The organism is Methanosarcina barkeri 3, assembly GCF_000970305.1.
Classification (GTDB): Archaea; Halobacteriota; Methanosarcinia; order Methanosarcinales; family Methanosarcinaceae; genus Methanosarcina; species Methanosarcina barkeri_A.
In genome coordinates this window covers 3434042-3447987 of sequence record NZ_CP009517.1, presented here as the reverse complement: position 1 = coordinate 3447987, position 13946 = coordinate 3434042, and the positions used below count along the sequence as shown (strand labels likewise).

The 13946-nt window shown below is 39.8% G+C and carries 10 protein-coding genes and 3 tRNA genes; 11 read left to right on the top strand and 2 right to left on the bottom strand.

Going from position 1 to position 13946, the window contains the following annotated elements:
- The first annotated feature begins 69 nt into the window (after nucleotides 1-69).
- The 11 genes from MSBR3_RS13985 to MSBR3_RS13935 all read left to right on the top strand — a co-directional run bounded on the left by MSBR3_RS13985 (nucleotide 70) and on the right by MSBR3_RS13935 (nucleotide 10236).
- Nucleotides 70-152: transfer RNA gene (locus MSBR3_RS13985), tRNA-Ser, on the top strand.
- A gap of 465 nt (nucleotides 153-617) precedes the next feature.
- Nucleotides 618-1325: an ATP-binding cassette domain-containing protein gene (locus tag MSBR3_RS13980; protein ID WP_048108839.1), complete on the top strand. Its 708-nt coding sequence runs from the start codon at nucleotides 618-620 to the stop codon at nucleotides 1323-1325.
- On the top strand, nucleotides 1318-2886 hold the full coding sequence (locus tag MSBR3_RS13975) for a hypothetical protein (protein ID WP_048110561.1): 1569 nt from the start codon (nucleotides 1318-1320) through the stop codon (nucleotides 2884-2886). The genes MSBR3_RS13980 and MSBR3_RS13975 overlap by 8 nt, the downstream gene beginning before the upstream one ends.
- A gap of 342 nt (nucleotides 2887-3228) precedes the next feature.
- Nucleotides 3229-3717 carry a 30S ribosomal protein S13 gene (locus tag MSBR3_RS13970; RefSeq protein ID WP_080942312.1) on the top strand — a complete coding sequence of 163 codons (489 nt, stop codon included), beginning with the start codon at nucleotides 3229-3231 and terminating at the stop codon, nucleotides 3715-3717.
- A 21-nt stretch (nucleotides 3718-3738) separates the two neighbouring features.
- Entirely contained in the window at nucleotides 3739-4392 is a 654-nt protein-coding gene (locus MSBR3_RS13965; RefSeq protein WP_048108838.1) for a 30S ribosomal protein S4, read from the top strand.
- Between the two features lie 2 nt (nucleotides 4393-4394).
- A complete protein-coding gene (locus MSBR3_RS13960; RefSeq protein WP_011305118.1) occupies nucleotides 4395-4775 on the top strand; it encodes a 30S ribosomal protein S11 in 381 nt (126 codons plus the stop codon).
- A gap of 84 nt (nucleotides 4776-4859) precedes the next feature.
- A complete protein-coding gene (locus MSBR3_RS13955; protein WP_048108837.1) occupies nucleotides 4860-5660 on the top strand; it encodes a DNA-directed RNA polymerase subunit D in 801 nt (266 codons plus the stop codon).
- A 336-nt stretch (nucleotides 5661-5996) separates the two neighbouring features.
- Nucleotides 5997-6081: transfer RNA gene (locus tag MSBR3_RS13950), tRNA-Leu, on the top strand.
- Between the two features lie 118 nt (nucleotides 6082-6199).
- Nucleotides 6200-6284, top strand: a tRNA-Leu gene (locus tag MSBR3_RS13945).
- A 681-nt stretch (nucleotides 6285-6965) separates the two neighbouring features.
- Nucleotides 6966-9377 (top strand): PAS domain S-box protein, encoded by a 2412-nt coding sequence (locus tag MSBR3_RS19030; protein WP_052723418.1) that lies wholly within the window; start codon nucleotides 6966-6968, stop codon nucleotides 9375-9377.
- A 103-nt stretch (nucleotides 9378-9480) separates the two neighbouring features.
- Nucleotides 9481-10236, top strand: a complete 756-nt coding sequence (locus MSBR3_RS13935; protein WP_230627508.1) for an alpha/beta hydrolase family protein — start codon at nucleotides 9481-9483, stop codon at nucleotides 10234-10236.
- Nucleotides 10237-10343: 107 nt separating this feature from the next.
- Here MSBR3_RS13935 and MSBR3_RS21140 read toward each other — a convergent pair whose 3' ends face one another.
- Entirely contained in the window at nucleotides 10344-11297 is a 954-nt protein-coding gene (locus MSBR3_RS21140) for a PAS domain-containing protein (RefSeq protein WP_230627506.1), read from the bottom strand.
- Nucleotides 11298-11325: 28 nt separating this feature from the next.
- Nucleotides 11326-13521: a chemotaxis protein CheB gene (locus MSBR3_RS13930; RefSeq protein ID WP_230627504.1), complete on the bottom strand. Its 2196-nt coding sequence runs from the start codon at nucleotides 13519-13521 to the stop codon at nucleotides 11326-11328.
- Between the last annotated feature and the right edge of the window lie 425 nt (nucleotides 13522-13946).

The window sequence follows — 13946 nt, the reverse complement described above, 5'->3', positions numbered from 1 at the left end:
GCTTGACCAAAGGCTAGGTATAATTCACGTATAAAGATGTGGCATAAACGAGTTGTATTGAAGTTTTGTGCCGAGGTAGTCTAGTGGTAGGGCGCAAGCCTGGAAAGCTTGTGGGGCCTAGCCCCTCGGGAGTTCGAATCTCCCCCTCGGCGTATCTTCTTAAACCTTTCTTGAATTATATTTATATATTTTTCTAATTATTTTATATATTTTTCTAATTATTTTATATATTTTTCTAATTATTTTATATATCTTTTCTAAATTCTGTTTACAAACTTTTTCTAAATTATGTTTAAATCTGTAGATATTTCCGATTTTGGATTGAAATTAAGTAAATTATTACTCCTTAAGCTGGTAAGTCTATATTTTTTTCTAAAACAGGTTGCAAATTTATGAAAAAAAAGTTTCTCTATTAAAAAAGTTAGTATTTGCAGAATGAGAATCTGAATAAAAATCTTTTAAAACCATGAGTGAGATGGGATAATACAGAAATTATGATCGAAAAAAGAAGTTAATCTGACACTGTCAAGGTAAGAAACCCATTGAAAAATGATCGATTGATTTCAGGCGGAAACGAGAAAAAATAAACGGAAACAAATAGATAAGGAATATTGAAAATGAAATTGATCCTGAACCATATCGTAAAAAGTTTTGATAAAAAAGAGGTTTTACGGGGTGCGAGCTTTGCCTTTGAAAAGGGAAAAATTTACGGACTCCTCGGTAGAAACGGCTCAGGTAAAACCACACTGTTTAACTGCATCAATGAAGATTTGAAGATTGACAACGGCTCAATTCTCCTTGAAGAAAACGGAATGAAGAGAGAACTTTGTCCAGACGATATCGGATATGTTCTATCAACACCAGTCGTTCCGGAGTTCTTAACAGGTAGAGAGTTTTTAAAGTTCTTTCTTGACATCAACGTGAAAAAGATTCCTGACATTAAGCCTATTGACGAATATTTCAACTTTATGAAAATAGGAATAGAGGACCGTGACAGGCTTTTGAAGGACTATTCTCATGGCATGAAGAGTAAGATGCAAATGCTTGTAAGCTTCATAGCAAATCCCTGCATTCTACTTTTAGACGAACCGCTGACCTCATTTGACGTTGTGGTTGCCGATGAAATGAAGAGGCTATTGCGCCAAATCAAAAAAGACCATGTTATTATTTTTTCCACTCATATCATGGAGCTTGCGCTGGATTTATGCGACGAGATCGTGATCCTGAGCGGTGGGGTTCTGGAAAATATGGAAAAGGATGACCTCAGCAACGAAGCTTTCAAGGATAAGATCATTCAGGCTCTCAGGAAGGATGAAAATGATTGATACTTTCCTCATGTCCTTCAGGCTTAAAAACGCATACCAAACTAACGGCATTATCTATTCTCTCAAATCCATCCCTGTTATCAAAAAGCTGCTCCCGGTCTCACTCTATAGAAGTCCTGGGCTGAAAAGACTTGCCAATTTTGTCAGCATTTTATGGGAGATAGTCTCGACTTTTCTAAGCAAGCTGCTTTATTTGTTTATTATGATCTTTCTTCTAAAAGACCACATGAAAGGCAGCCCTGCGGACAGCTTCATGCATATATTTTTTTTTCTTACCATTGCTGGCGGTTTTCTCAACACGCAAATATTTGATCCCACCAGAGACAAGTATTACGCCATTTTTCTAATGCGAATGAGCGCGCGGAAGTATATGCTTTCGAATTATTTCTATTTCCTTTTGAAAATCGTTGTCGGATTTTTGCCTTTCACGCTGCTTCTCGGACTGCCTTCCGGGGTACCTGTGGTTATCTGCCTTTTGATGCCGCTTTTGGTAGTTTCCGTAAAACTGGTTTTTACTGCCTTCGCGCTTCATAGCTATGTCAGAACCGGCCATGCAAAAAATGAAAATAAGCTCAATCCGGTTGCCTTGATTGGCATTGCCGCATCATTGGTTGCAGCATATCTTCTGCCTTTTCTTGGCTATGCTATGAATGAAACTATTTTTCTTACGTTGTTTGTCATTTCTGCTGTTATGGCTGTATTCTCCTTTTCTTATGTGCTCAAATTCCGTGAGTACCGAAGAATTTGCAAGGAGCTTCTCACAGCGGACAGTTTTGCTATGAACAAAAAAGATATGGCTGCACAAGCTGTTCAAAAATCTTTACAAACTAATATAGACATTAAGGCAACAAGCAGCAAAAGCGGCTATCAGTATTTCAACGACCTTTTTGTTCAGCGGCACAGTATGTTGCTTACCAAATCGGCCAAATATATCACCTTAATTTCTCTTACGGTGCTTGCGTTTTCAATAACGGCCTGTTTTCTTATCCACGAGGCAAAACCGGTAATAAACGGGATGATGCTGACTTTTTTGCCTTATTTTCTGTTTGTCATGTATTTTATTAATCGCGGCAAGGTTATCACCCAGGCCATGTTCATGAACTGTGACCACAGTATGCTTACCTACCGGTTTTACAGGCAGCCACGTGCAATTTTGTTTCTCTTTACGGAACGGCTGAAATCCATTATATGGATAAATTTGATGCCCGCTTCGGTAATTGCATTCGGGTTGCCGCTTCTGTTATGGCTTACAGGCGGAACGGACAATGTACTGAATTATGTGTTACTGTTTGTTTCCATTGTCGCTATGTCGGTATTTTTTTCGGTGCACAATATGGTGTTGTATTATCTTTTGCAGCCTTACAATATCGGTCTTGAAATAAAAAACGGTACTTTTTCCATTCTTAATTCTTTTACTTATTTCGTTTGTTATTTTGCCATTGGTAAGAAAGTCCAGACTCTGATTTTCGGCACGTTGATTTCAGTATTTTGCATTGCATATATCGCCGTTGCCTTGATTCTTGCATACAGGCTTGCACCGAAGACATTTAAGCTGCGGTAATAACGGCTTTATGTAAAAACAGCGGCTTTATATATACTAAAAATGGTGACAGATGTTTAATCGCCCTCTTTTTATTTCTTTGAAATTAGGTTGCTGACGGTGAAGAATATTTTTCGACTTTTTTACAGCATGCCTGATATCAAGCCACGGCCAGCATAACTGCTATCAACTTTCAGTCCTTTTGAACATCCGCTTTCAGTTGGGGTTAAACGCAGATATCCTTATATACTGGTAACTTCATGTAAATGAACTCATCAGTATGTGCTGTAAAGAAGCTCTTTTAATGAGCTGCTCCTGACTTTTTCGTTTATTCTGTATGGGTATTCGATCAGGGGCTACAGGATGCTGTATGCATTCCCCTGGAGGGAGTATATGGTAGAAGAAAAGAATAATGAAGAATTAAGGCATCTTGTTCGGATTATGAATACCGACTTGCAGGGGGCAAAACCGGTAGAGTATGCCCTTACAGGTCTTCCGGGAATAGGGAGACGCACTGCTATCCTTATTGCAAAGGGCGCAGGGGTAGATCCTACTGCTACACTTGGATACCTGCCAGATGAAGAAGTGGCAAAGCTAGATAACGCAATCGGGAATTTTGAGGAAATTGTCCCGTCCTGGATGTTGAACAGGCAAAAAGATCTGGCAACAGGACAGGATAAGCACCTGCTCGGAACGGATATCTTACTGACTTTCAGGGAAGATATTAACAATCTGAAAAAGGTTCGCGCCTACAGAGGACTCAGGCACGAAAGAGGCCTTAAGGTCAGAGGACAGAGAACAAAATCCACAGGTCGCCGCGGGTCAACTGTCGGTGTCAGCAGGAAGAAGTGATTTCCGGTCAGGTGATTTTAAATGGCATATCCAGGTAAACAAAGTAAAAGTTTTGAGACTCCTAAGCATCCCTGGCAGGAAGCCAGGATGGCATCTGAAGTTCAGCTTGTAAAGGCATATGGCCTAAGAAACAAGAGAGAAGTTTGGAAAGCAGCCAGTAAGCTCAGGATGTACAGGTCCGAAGCCAGAACATTACTTGCAAGCGCTGCAAACTCTCAGGAAAGAGGACTTGAAGGGCATCAAAAGACCCAGTCCGAAGAAATCCTTGCGAAGCTTATCCGTTACGGTATCATCAAATCAGATGCTAACATTGACGACATTCTCTCTTTAAAAACCGAAAATATTCTCGAAAGGAGACTCCAGACTCAGGTTCTCCGTCTCGGGCTTGCCAGAACAGTTGTCCAGGCTCGCCAGTTTATCACTCACGGGCATATCGCAATAAACGGCAGAAAAGCTACAGTTCCTGGAATGCTTGTCTCCAAGGAAGATGAAATGCATATCGGGTACTATGGAACCTCTCCGCTTGTTAGCGAATCTCACCCTGAAAGACCTGTGCAGGTGGCAGCTTCCCTTGCAGACAGCACAACTACTTTAAGAGCTGTTGCAGAAGCAAAACAGGCTAGAGAGAAACCTCCTGAAAGAGGCGGCGGAAGGAAGAAGAGAGGGAGGAGATAATCATGGCAGACATGAAATGGGCCGTAGCTCACATCAAATCTTCATTTAACAACACGATCATTACTGTAACCGATATCACAGGAGCTGAGACTATTGCAAAGTCTTCCGGTGGTATGGTTGTAAAAGCTGCAAGAGACGAGAGCTCTCCTTATACTGCCATGCAGATGGCAGGCCAGCTTGCTGACCAGCTCAGGGACAAAGGTATCCACGGCATCCATATAAGGGTAAGAGCACCTGGCGGGAACAAGCAGAGAAGTCCGGGCCCTGGCGCTCAGGCTGCAATCAGGGCTTTTGCAAGAGCAGGAATCCGGATTGGCAGGATTGAAGATGTCACTCCTGTCCCGCACGATGGTACTCGCCCGAAAGGCGGAAGACGTGTATAAGAGAATTTTTCAGAGAATTTCTGAAGAAATTCTCCTAAAACTCTCTTTTTCAATGTTATCAAAATATAAGGGAAATTAAGGAATATGACGATGGAAGTAGACATTCTGGAGTTATCGGATAGATCTGCAAAATTCGTGCTTTCAAAAGTTAGCACATCTTTTGCCAACGGCATTCGGCGCGCGATGGTCGCAGATGTACCAACGCTTGCGATTGAATATGTGAACCTTTATGACAACACCTCGGTACTCTATGATGAGCAGCTGGCTCTACGTCTGTCCTTAATCCCGCTTGTTACGGATGTAGAGACGTATGTGCCACAGGCAGAATGCGACGTCTGCGGAGGAGAGGGCTGTCCTGCCTGCGAGGTTTCCTTAACCCTGAGCGCAGAAGGTCCGGGCACGGTTTATTCACGGGATCTTATCTCCTCTGACCCGAAAATACAGCCTGCTGATCCAAATATCCCGATCGTTGAGCTGAAAAAAGGTCAGAAGCTTGTGCTTGAGGCTATTGCTCATATGGGCTACGGCAGAGACAGTGTTAAATGGCAGGCAGGAGTTGCTTGCGGTTACAAGAACGTGCCTGTTATAACCATTGAAAACTGTGATGCATGCGGGCACTGTGCAGTCGAATGTCCGAAAGGCATTATACGGTTTGAGGACTCAGGGGCTAAAGTTTCTAGCGAAGATGTCCTGAAATGCTCACTTTGCAGGCTCTGCGAACAGGTCTGTGATATTAACGCGATAAATATTAGCTTCGATGAGAATGCTTTTGTGTTTACAATGGAGTCCGATGGTTCTTACACAGCTAAAGACCTTGCCCTTAATGCAGCAGATGTGGTCAAAGGCAAAGCTGAAGAACTCTTAAGCATTCTGGACCAGTTCTGAGCTCAAGCTCGGATAGGCCCATACCCAATTTTTTGGAGTTAAAGGTACATAGAGCCCTGAATATTTCAATGAGTAGACATTTCTCTGGACTCTCTACACTTAATCTATTATTATTATTATTATTATTATTATTATTATTATTATATACCTGAATACTATAGAAGTCATTTTGTCTAATTAGTTATTCTTCCAAAACTTATTCCCTGTGACCTTCACGACTCGAAATGTTTATATATTATCCATGATATTGTGAGGGAGTGCAAGGCGTAAAGCGCGCCGGATATTCATAACGAAACAGCACTAAACATAGATTTATAACACAGATTAACACGAAATGCGAGGGTTGCCCAGCCAGGTCAAAGGCGCTAGGTTGAGGGCCTAGTTTCGTAGGAATTCGTGGGTTCGAATCCCATCCCTCGCACTAAATTTCTTAATCTGTCAACTTAAAATACTTAACTTCAAAAACTTTAATTTTAATACGTTTCTAAAAGTTACTTTTGTAAAGAATTTCATATTCTTTATTTGTAAGATATCGCTATGCGAGGGTTGCCCAGCCAGGTCAAAGGCGCTAGGTTGAGGGCCTAGTTTCGTAGGAATTCGTGGGTTCGAATCCCATCCCTCGCACTAAATTTTTCTTTTCATTAGTTTGCAGTGGTTCGGATTACGAAATCAAAGTTACTGCTTTTAAGTGCTATATGAAACCTGCACTATTTTCAAAATAATCATTAGGGAATTTCGATAAACTCCAATTTATGGCTGGTTATTTATAAATAGTATATCAGTAACTTCTTGATATTATTAGGTTTATCGGAATTCTCATTATACTATCAGTTAACGCCTAAATTTTCAATGCCTTTAAAACTTCTTGTGTGAAAACATTATTTGCTTGGAAACAATATTTTATATAATTAATTTAAAATAATTTCTCTTTTTTGTATATGGTGAAGTTAGGTAGTAGAACTGGGAAGGATGTCATTTTCCACTAAAATAATTACCTGGGAATCGTTAGTCTTTCCTCTAAACAATTTATTTGCTTGAAAGAGTATAAACTAAAAGAAACTCATTTATAAACTCAGCAAATGGATGTGATCCTGGGCTTCTCTTTTCAAACTTTGTTACTGCCTTTTTACATTCCTTCTTAGGATATGGTCGGTTATATTATGGTAATTAAATATAAAAACACTTTTTAATCTAATTAAAAAAGAACTAAATAAAAAGAAATTAAATTACAATATAATTACAATATAAATTGGAATTGGTAAAATAGGGATCTTTTACTTCGAACCTTTGTTTTGGAGAAGAAAAATGGGACACGATAGTAGGGTCTCCGGTACTGATATTACTAAAGATATTTTTTGGGGAACACATTTCTGTCAACTCTATCAGACAAAAGAAGATTTAGTAGATACTTTAGTTTCTTATTTCAAAGCAGGATTAGAAAACAATGAATTTTGCCTCTGGATCACCTCACAGCTTTTGGATATAGAAGAAGCAAAAGAAGCTCTTAGAAAAGTCGTTCCTGATATTGATACTTGTCTTGAAAAAGGGCAAATTGAGTTTATCTCTTGCATGAGCTGGTACTCTGAAAATGGAATTCTTAATTCCGAGAAAGTCCTAAATGTCTGGATTGAGAAGCTTAACCAGGCCTTAATCAAAGGTTATGACGGAGTGAGGCTGACCGAAGACGTTTCATGGTTGAAAAAAGAAAACTGGAATGATCTTGACAATTATAACAAAGAAATAGATAGAATCATCGGTAACTACCATATAACATATCTCTGCACCTATTCTCTTGACAGACTTAGTGCAACTGAAGTTATTGACGTGGTTTCCAAACATAAATTTGCTTTAATCAAGAGAGACGGGAAGTGGGAACAGATTGAAAACTCCAGGTGGAGAAAGGCAGAGTACAATACTCAGATACTTGCAGATATTATGGAGTTGTCTGATGATGCAATTATAACTGAGTCCCTCGATGGAACTATTACCAGCTGGAGTAGAGGTGCGGAGCGAATTTATGGTTATTCGGCTAAAGAAATTTTGGGAAAGTCCGTATCTATCCTTGATCCACCCATATTAGTTGAAGAAGTAAAAGAATTAACTGAACTCGTTAAACAGGAAGACAGAATACATCATTATGAGACTTTACAGTTAAGAAAAAACGGTAAAATAATAGACGTCTCACTCACTCTTTCTCCAATTTTCGAGGATTCTGGAAATCCAATGGCTGTTTTAATCATCGCTAAGGATTTATCTAAAAGTAAAAGATCAAAAGAAAGATTCCAGAAAAGTGAGGAAATATATAGAGTTGTCACACAACAGACAGGGCAGTTGATATATGACTATGATTTAATAACAGATAAATGTAGTTGGGTAGGTGCCATAGAAGAAGTTACAGGATATAAATTTGAAGAATTTCAGAAGCTTGGCAAGTATGTTTGGAGTACAAATATTGAGTCTTTAAATGGGAACTTTGTAGACGTAAAACACCAGAATATCAGAGAGACTACAAATAGATTTAAAGAAGAACTAAGGTTGAGACGAAAAGATGGAACATATATTTATATAGAAAATAAAGGGATCTACCTTACGGATAATGAGGGTCGGCCTTACGAGGCTATAGGAGTAATTAAAGATATTACGGATTGGAAACTTGCAATTAAAAAAGTAGAAGAGAGTGAAGAGAAATACCGATCTTTTGCACAGAATTTCCAGGGGATTATTTACCAGCGTGATGAAAACTTTGTTCCTATGTTTCTTCATGGGGCTGTTGAAGAAATCACCGGGTATACGGAAAGGGAGCTAATTACACGGATCAAGTGGAAAGACTTAATCTATGAAGATGACTTACCTCTCGTTTTCAAAGAAGAAGAAAAAGTCCACAAATTTCCATCCACAGGTTATGGAAACATTGAATATCGAATCAGACACAGGGATGGAAGAATCAGATGGATTCATGAAATTTTCCAGAAAATCAAAGAAACAGATCAAAAATCAGAGTTCTACCAGGGTACGATTTATGATGTGACTGAAAAAAAAGAGACAGAAAAAACTCTTCAAAATATTGAAACTGCTCGTAAAAAGGAAATTCATCATCGAATCAAGAATAACCTGCAGGTAATTTCGTCCCTTCTTGATCTACAGGCTGAAAAGTTCCAGGATAAAGAGTGTATTAAAGACTCGGAGATTCTCGAAGCCTTTGGAGAAAGTCAAAACAGAGTTCTTTCGATGTCTCTTATCCATGAAGAACTTTATAAAGGGAAAGGGACCGATACACTAAACTTTTCGGAATACATCAAAAATTTAGCTAAAAATCTTTTGCAGACTTACAGCCTTAGAAGTGAAAATGTCCACCTGAATATGGACCTGGAAGAGAATGCATTCTTTGATATGGATATTGCTGTCCCCCTAGGAATAATTGTCAATGAACTTTTTTCTAACTCACTCAAATATGCATTTAATGAAGGTGAAAAGGGTGAAATCCAAATCCGGCTTTGCAGGCAAGAAAAGAATAATGAAACGCACAAATCTCTTTTCAACCTGACAATTTCGGATAACGGAAAAGGAATTTCTGAAAATGTGGAATTCGAAAATGTTGAGTCTCTCGGATTACAATTAGTAAGCCTTCTTGTTGATCAGCTGGACGGAGAAATTAAACTTAATCGAGATTGTGGGACAGAATTTGTAATTACTTTTAAAGTAACGGAAGATTTATAATCCAGGGTAAACTGCCTACATATCACTTATTTTAAGAGTGAGTTATTGTTAAAAATTTAATGTTATCCAAAAGTGATAATAGGTAAAAGTCTGAACTACATCTATGCAGAATATGGGATTGAGGGGCACAAAACTACAGGGAACAGAGATAGTTAAAATCGAAAAACAAGAGATCCAAACCGTTATTCTCGACGTAGAAAGAGAACAAAAGGATTCGTATGAATTCGTCAAGATAGATACCAGCCGTGGCAGGGTAGATTGTGCTTACTACAGGGCAGAGGGGACAGATAAAGGAGTAATTATGGTTACGGGAGTAACCGGAGGCTTTGACAGCCCTGCAGACAAACTGTACCCACGTTTGTCTGTCGATCTAAAAGAGGTAGGCATAAGTTCACTAAGGATTAAATTCAGGAATCCAAAAGATTTGTCAGAAGCTTTAATAGATGTTCTTGTAGGAATGGAGTTTTTAAAATCAGAAAATGTTGGAGTTTTTGGTTTGATAGGGCACTCTTTTGGAAGTGCAGTCGTTGTTCAGGCTGCCTTTAACAATGAGAATGTAAAAACCATAGTTATGCTCTCAACTCAAGGATATGGAACTGCTCCAATCTCTTTTCTTCCAAAAAGCACGTCAGTGTTCCTGATTCACGGTGAGGAGGATGAAATTCTATCTCCTGATATTTCAGTACAAGCCTATGATCTGGCACATGAACCTAAAAGAATAGAAATATATGACGCTAAAGCTGGACATGAATTAGACAATGTAGCCGATGAGGTTTACGTGGAAATAAAAGACTGGATTATAAAGTATTTAAAAAATGAGAACGAGAATTCTGCCCCAATTGAACCAGTTGAGTATTAATTATCTTGGGCGTAGTGAAAAAGATCGTGGCCATCCTAATCAGAACAAGAGAAACTCAGCTATCTGTCTGGATAGATTTTTTAGTCACGGTCTTTCCTTTCCATACTTTATTTTTTGATTTCTCTCTCTGTGGTCGCAATAGCATATACATTATTGTTTTCGTCCACTAATGAACTGGCAGTTAGCCACACATCCACTATCCTACCGTCCTTCGTGAGACGCTGAGTTTGGTAAGGTTCCAGAAATTCGGCCTGGCTAAGCTTTTTCACCATATTCAACTCTTCTTCCTTCCGGTTCTCAGGAATCAAGCTGCTAATGTTCATTTTTAGAGCCTCGGCTTCGCTCCATCCGTACATTTTCTCGGCCCTTGGATTCCAGGCACGGATGCGGCCCTCAAGATCCTGAAGAGTTACGGCATCGTTAGAATCGCGCACAACCACGGCAAGGCGGGCAAGGCGGTCAACTATAACCTTAGATTCCTCCAGTGCTTCCTTCGACTTTCTCAACTCGGTAATGTCAATAAAGGTAACCACCGCTCCTTTTATAATGTTATCAAGGGTACGATAAGGTTTGATGCGCATCAGGAACCACAAATTGTCCTTGGTTTGGACTTCAAGTTCTTTGGTCGTCAGTTTGTCAAGTACTTCTCTTATATCTTCTATCAGGCGGTCATATCCCAAAATTTTAGGGACAATATCCCAGATTGGCCTTCCCACATCAGTCGAGATAAGGTTAACCAGGTTTGTGACTGCAGGAGTAAAACGCATAATGCGCATTCCATAATCCACGAAAATAGTACCTATATCCGTACCAGCAAGCAGGTTGTTCATATCGTTATTAGCCTGAGATAGATCGGCTACCTTATTTTGTAGTTCAGCATTAACAGTAGATAGTTCCTCGTTAACTGACTGCAGCTCTTCTTTTGAGCTCTCCAGTTCCTCATTTGAGGACTGTAATTCCTCATTTACCGACTGCATTTCTTCATTGGAGGATTTGAGTTCTTCTGTGGATGTCTCCAGTTCCTCATTGGTGGCTTTGAGTTCCTCTTCCTTAATCCGCAATTTCTCCATCAACTTCAAGGTTTTTGTATCAGTTTCTGTTGTGCATCCATAAGCTTCGCCCTTTCCATTTTCGGAAGCTTCCTCCTCTATTTTTTTTCTGCTCCCATTTTGGAGGCTCCTCAAATATGACTAAGAACAGGTCTGGCCCTTCAGCTGCGTAAGGAGTCGCAACTACAGGTATTATTGTCAGATTAATACTAGTAAAATCGCCATTCGTTTTGACCTGTACTCCATGGTAGAATAACGGTTTTTTATCACTTACTGCTCTGTGCAGGGCAATGGACATCCTCTGTTGCAGTCCTTCGCGTGCCATCTTCAGAATATTATTTATTTCAGCTTCACCTGGAGCTGGTTCTAAGTACATGCCAGTACGCCCATGTATATAATGGATGTCTCCTTTTTCGTTTACTAGCACACCTACAGGAGCATAATTTTGAAGCAAGATCTTTTCAGCTACCTCTCGAAATTTAGGTTTGCTTGGAATAAGAATCTCATCTGGATTTTTTTGAACCTCTTTAATCCCCAATTTTGGTGGAATATATGACGCTATGGAATGGATCTGTCCTGTTCCAATGTTCTGCCTTCTTTGATATAGCTTTGCCTTGCGATCAAGTGTATCAAATAGGCTCGTGAACCCATTGATGGTCTCGGAAGAACCAAGAAACAGAAACTTACCGGGGTTCAATGCATAGTAAAAGATGGGAATAAGTCTCTTCTGCAGTTCCCCATCCATGTAAATCAGTACATTGCGACAGCTTAACAGGTCGAGCTTTGAGAATGGTGGATCTTTAGTAAGATCATGCTCGGAAAAAATTACCATTTCACGGATATTTTTATGAATGCGATAGTTTCCATCCGGACCTATGGCAAAGAAGCGTTCCAACCGTTCAGGTAATATATCGACGGCTATACTGGCAGGATATATACCTGTACGGGCACGTTCGATAGCCCGACTGTCAATATCCGTTGCAAAAATTTGTATTTTGAAAGTCCGTCTCAATGCCTCCATATGTTCCTGGAGTAAGATGCCGATTGAATAAGCTTCTTCACCTGTGGAACAGCCAGGTACCCAAATTCGTACTGTTTCGTGTATGTTCTTTTCGGCAAAAATTTTAGGGATAACTTCTTCCTGAAGCGCATCGAAAGCCTTGGGATTACGGAAGAAACTGGTGACGCTAATTAAGAAGTCACGGAATAACGCTTCTATTTCGGCAGGTTTTTGCTCTAAATAGTGCAAGTACTCATCCACAAGCTTAATTGAGTGAACGGCCATACGTCGCTCGATACGCCGGGTGATAGTGCCCTTTTTGTAATGGGAAAAGTCATGACCTGTCTGGGTAAATAATAGGTTGAATATCCTGTTCATCGAATCTTCTGTCCTTCTTATCGGATAGGACTTTTTCCCAAAAACCTGGCTTAAATAGGAAATGAGCTGGGCAGGCATTTCTTTTGGCGGCAGAACATAGTCTGCCAGACCTGTGTTGATGACACTGCGCGGCATGCTGTCATATTCACTGGACTCGGGAGTTTGGGCCATTACCATGCCGCCTTCAGCTTTGATTGCCCGTATTCCTAATGTTCCGTCACTGCCGGTACCTGAGAGTATAATACCGATAGCTGACTCTTTTTTTTCCTCAGCTAGGGAGCGGAAGAAGAAATCGATAGGCATACGGCGACCATGTGGCTCGACCGGTTCGATTAAGTGGAGCAGACCCTCGCGGAAAATCAAGTCGCTGTTAGGCGGAATAACATAGACACAGTTAGGCTTGACCTTCATCCCTTCCTCTATCTCATAAACCTGCAGGTCTGTGTAGCGCCCTATTAAGCTAGTGAGAATGCTCTTGTATTTTGGGTCAAGATGCTGTACTATTATAAAGGCTACTCCAGGATTGACCTTTTTGGGAATACCTGAAAAGAATGCTTCAAACGCCCCCAGCCCACCAGCAGATGCGCCAATGCCCACTATAGGAAAGTTTTCTGTTTGTTTCTGTTGATCTTCGAGTTTTGTTTTTTCTTCTATCTTTTGTTTTCCTTCCGGTCCTTTTTCCCTTTCTGGTTTTTTTTCCCCTTCCGCTTCTTTTTCCCCTTTAGGTTCTTTCTCCCCTTCCGGTTTCGGACTCTCTTCTGGTGTTTTTTTCCCTTTTAGCACCTGTTTTCCTTTTGGTATCTGCTTACCTATTGGCGCTTGTATTTTCTTTCTGCCCGTAATTTTATCTGTGACCATACCTTTGCATCCCTTATGCTAAATCTAGTCATTACGATACTTTTGCCATATGTATTCTCGATAAATGAAGGTTACCCCAAGTTTGTTATGTAATTGATGTATATGTTTGAACTTGTAATAGAGCTAACCCCAAAACTTAACATCATTTCCCAGAATCCAGATTCCAAAGAATCAACCGATTTTCTGATCACGAAAATAATTTTGGAATTTCATAGGTTTGGGAATTAATCGGTTTTGGGATAAGCTCATAGTTAGTGGAATTCAAATAACTTTTTACTAGCTTACCGCACTTATTATATTGCTTAAATCTGATAAAAATATATTTTCCAGGTAATTATTTAAAAATGAATTTTTTGAACAATTACGGAATATTTGACTACGCCTGGATCTGGTGTGGGCAAATCGAGCTTAGACTTTAAATATAG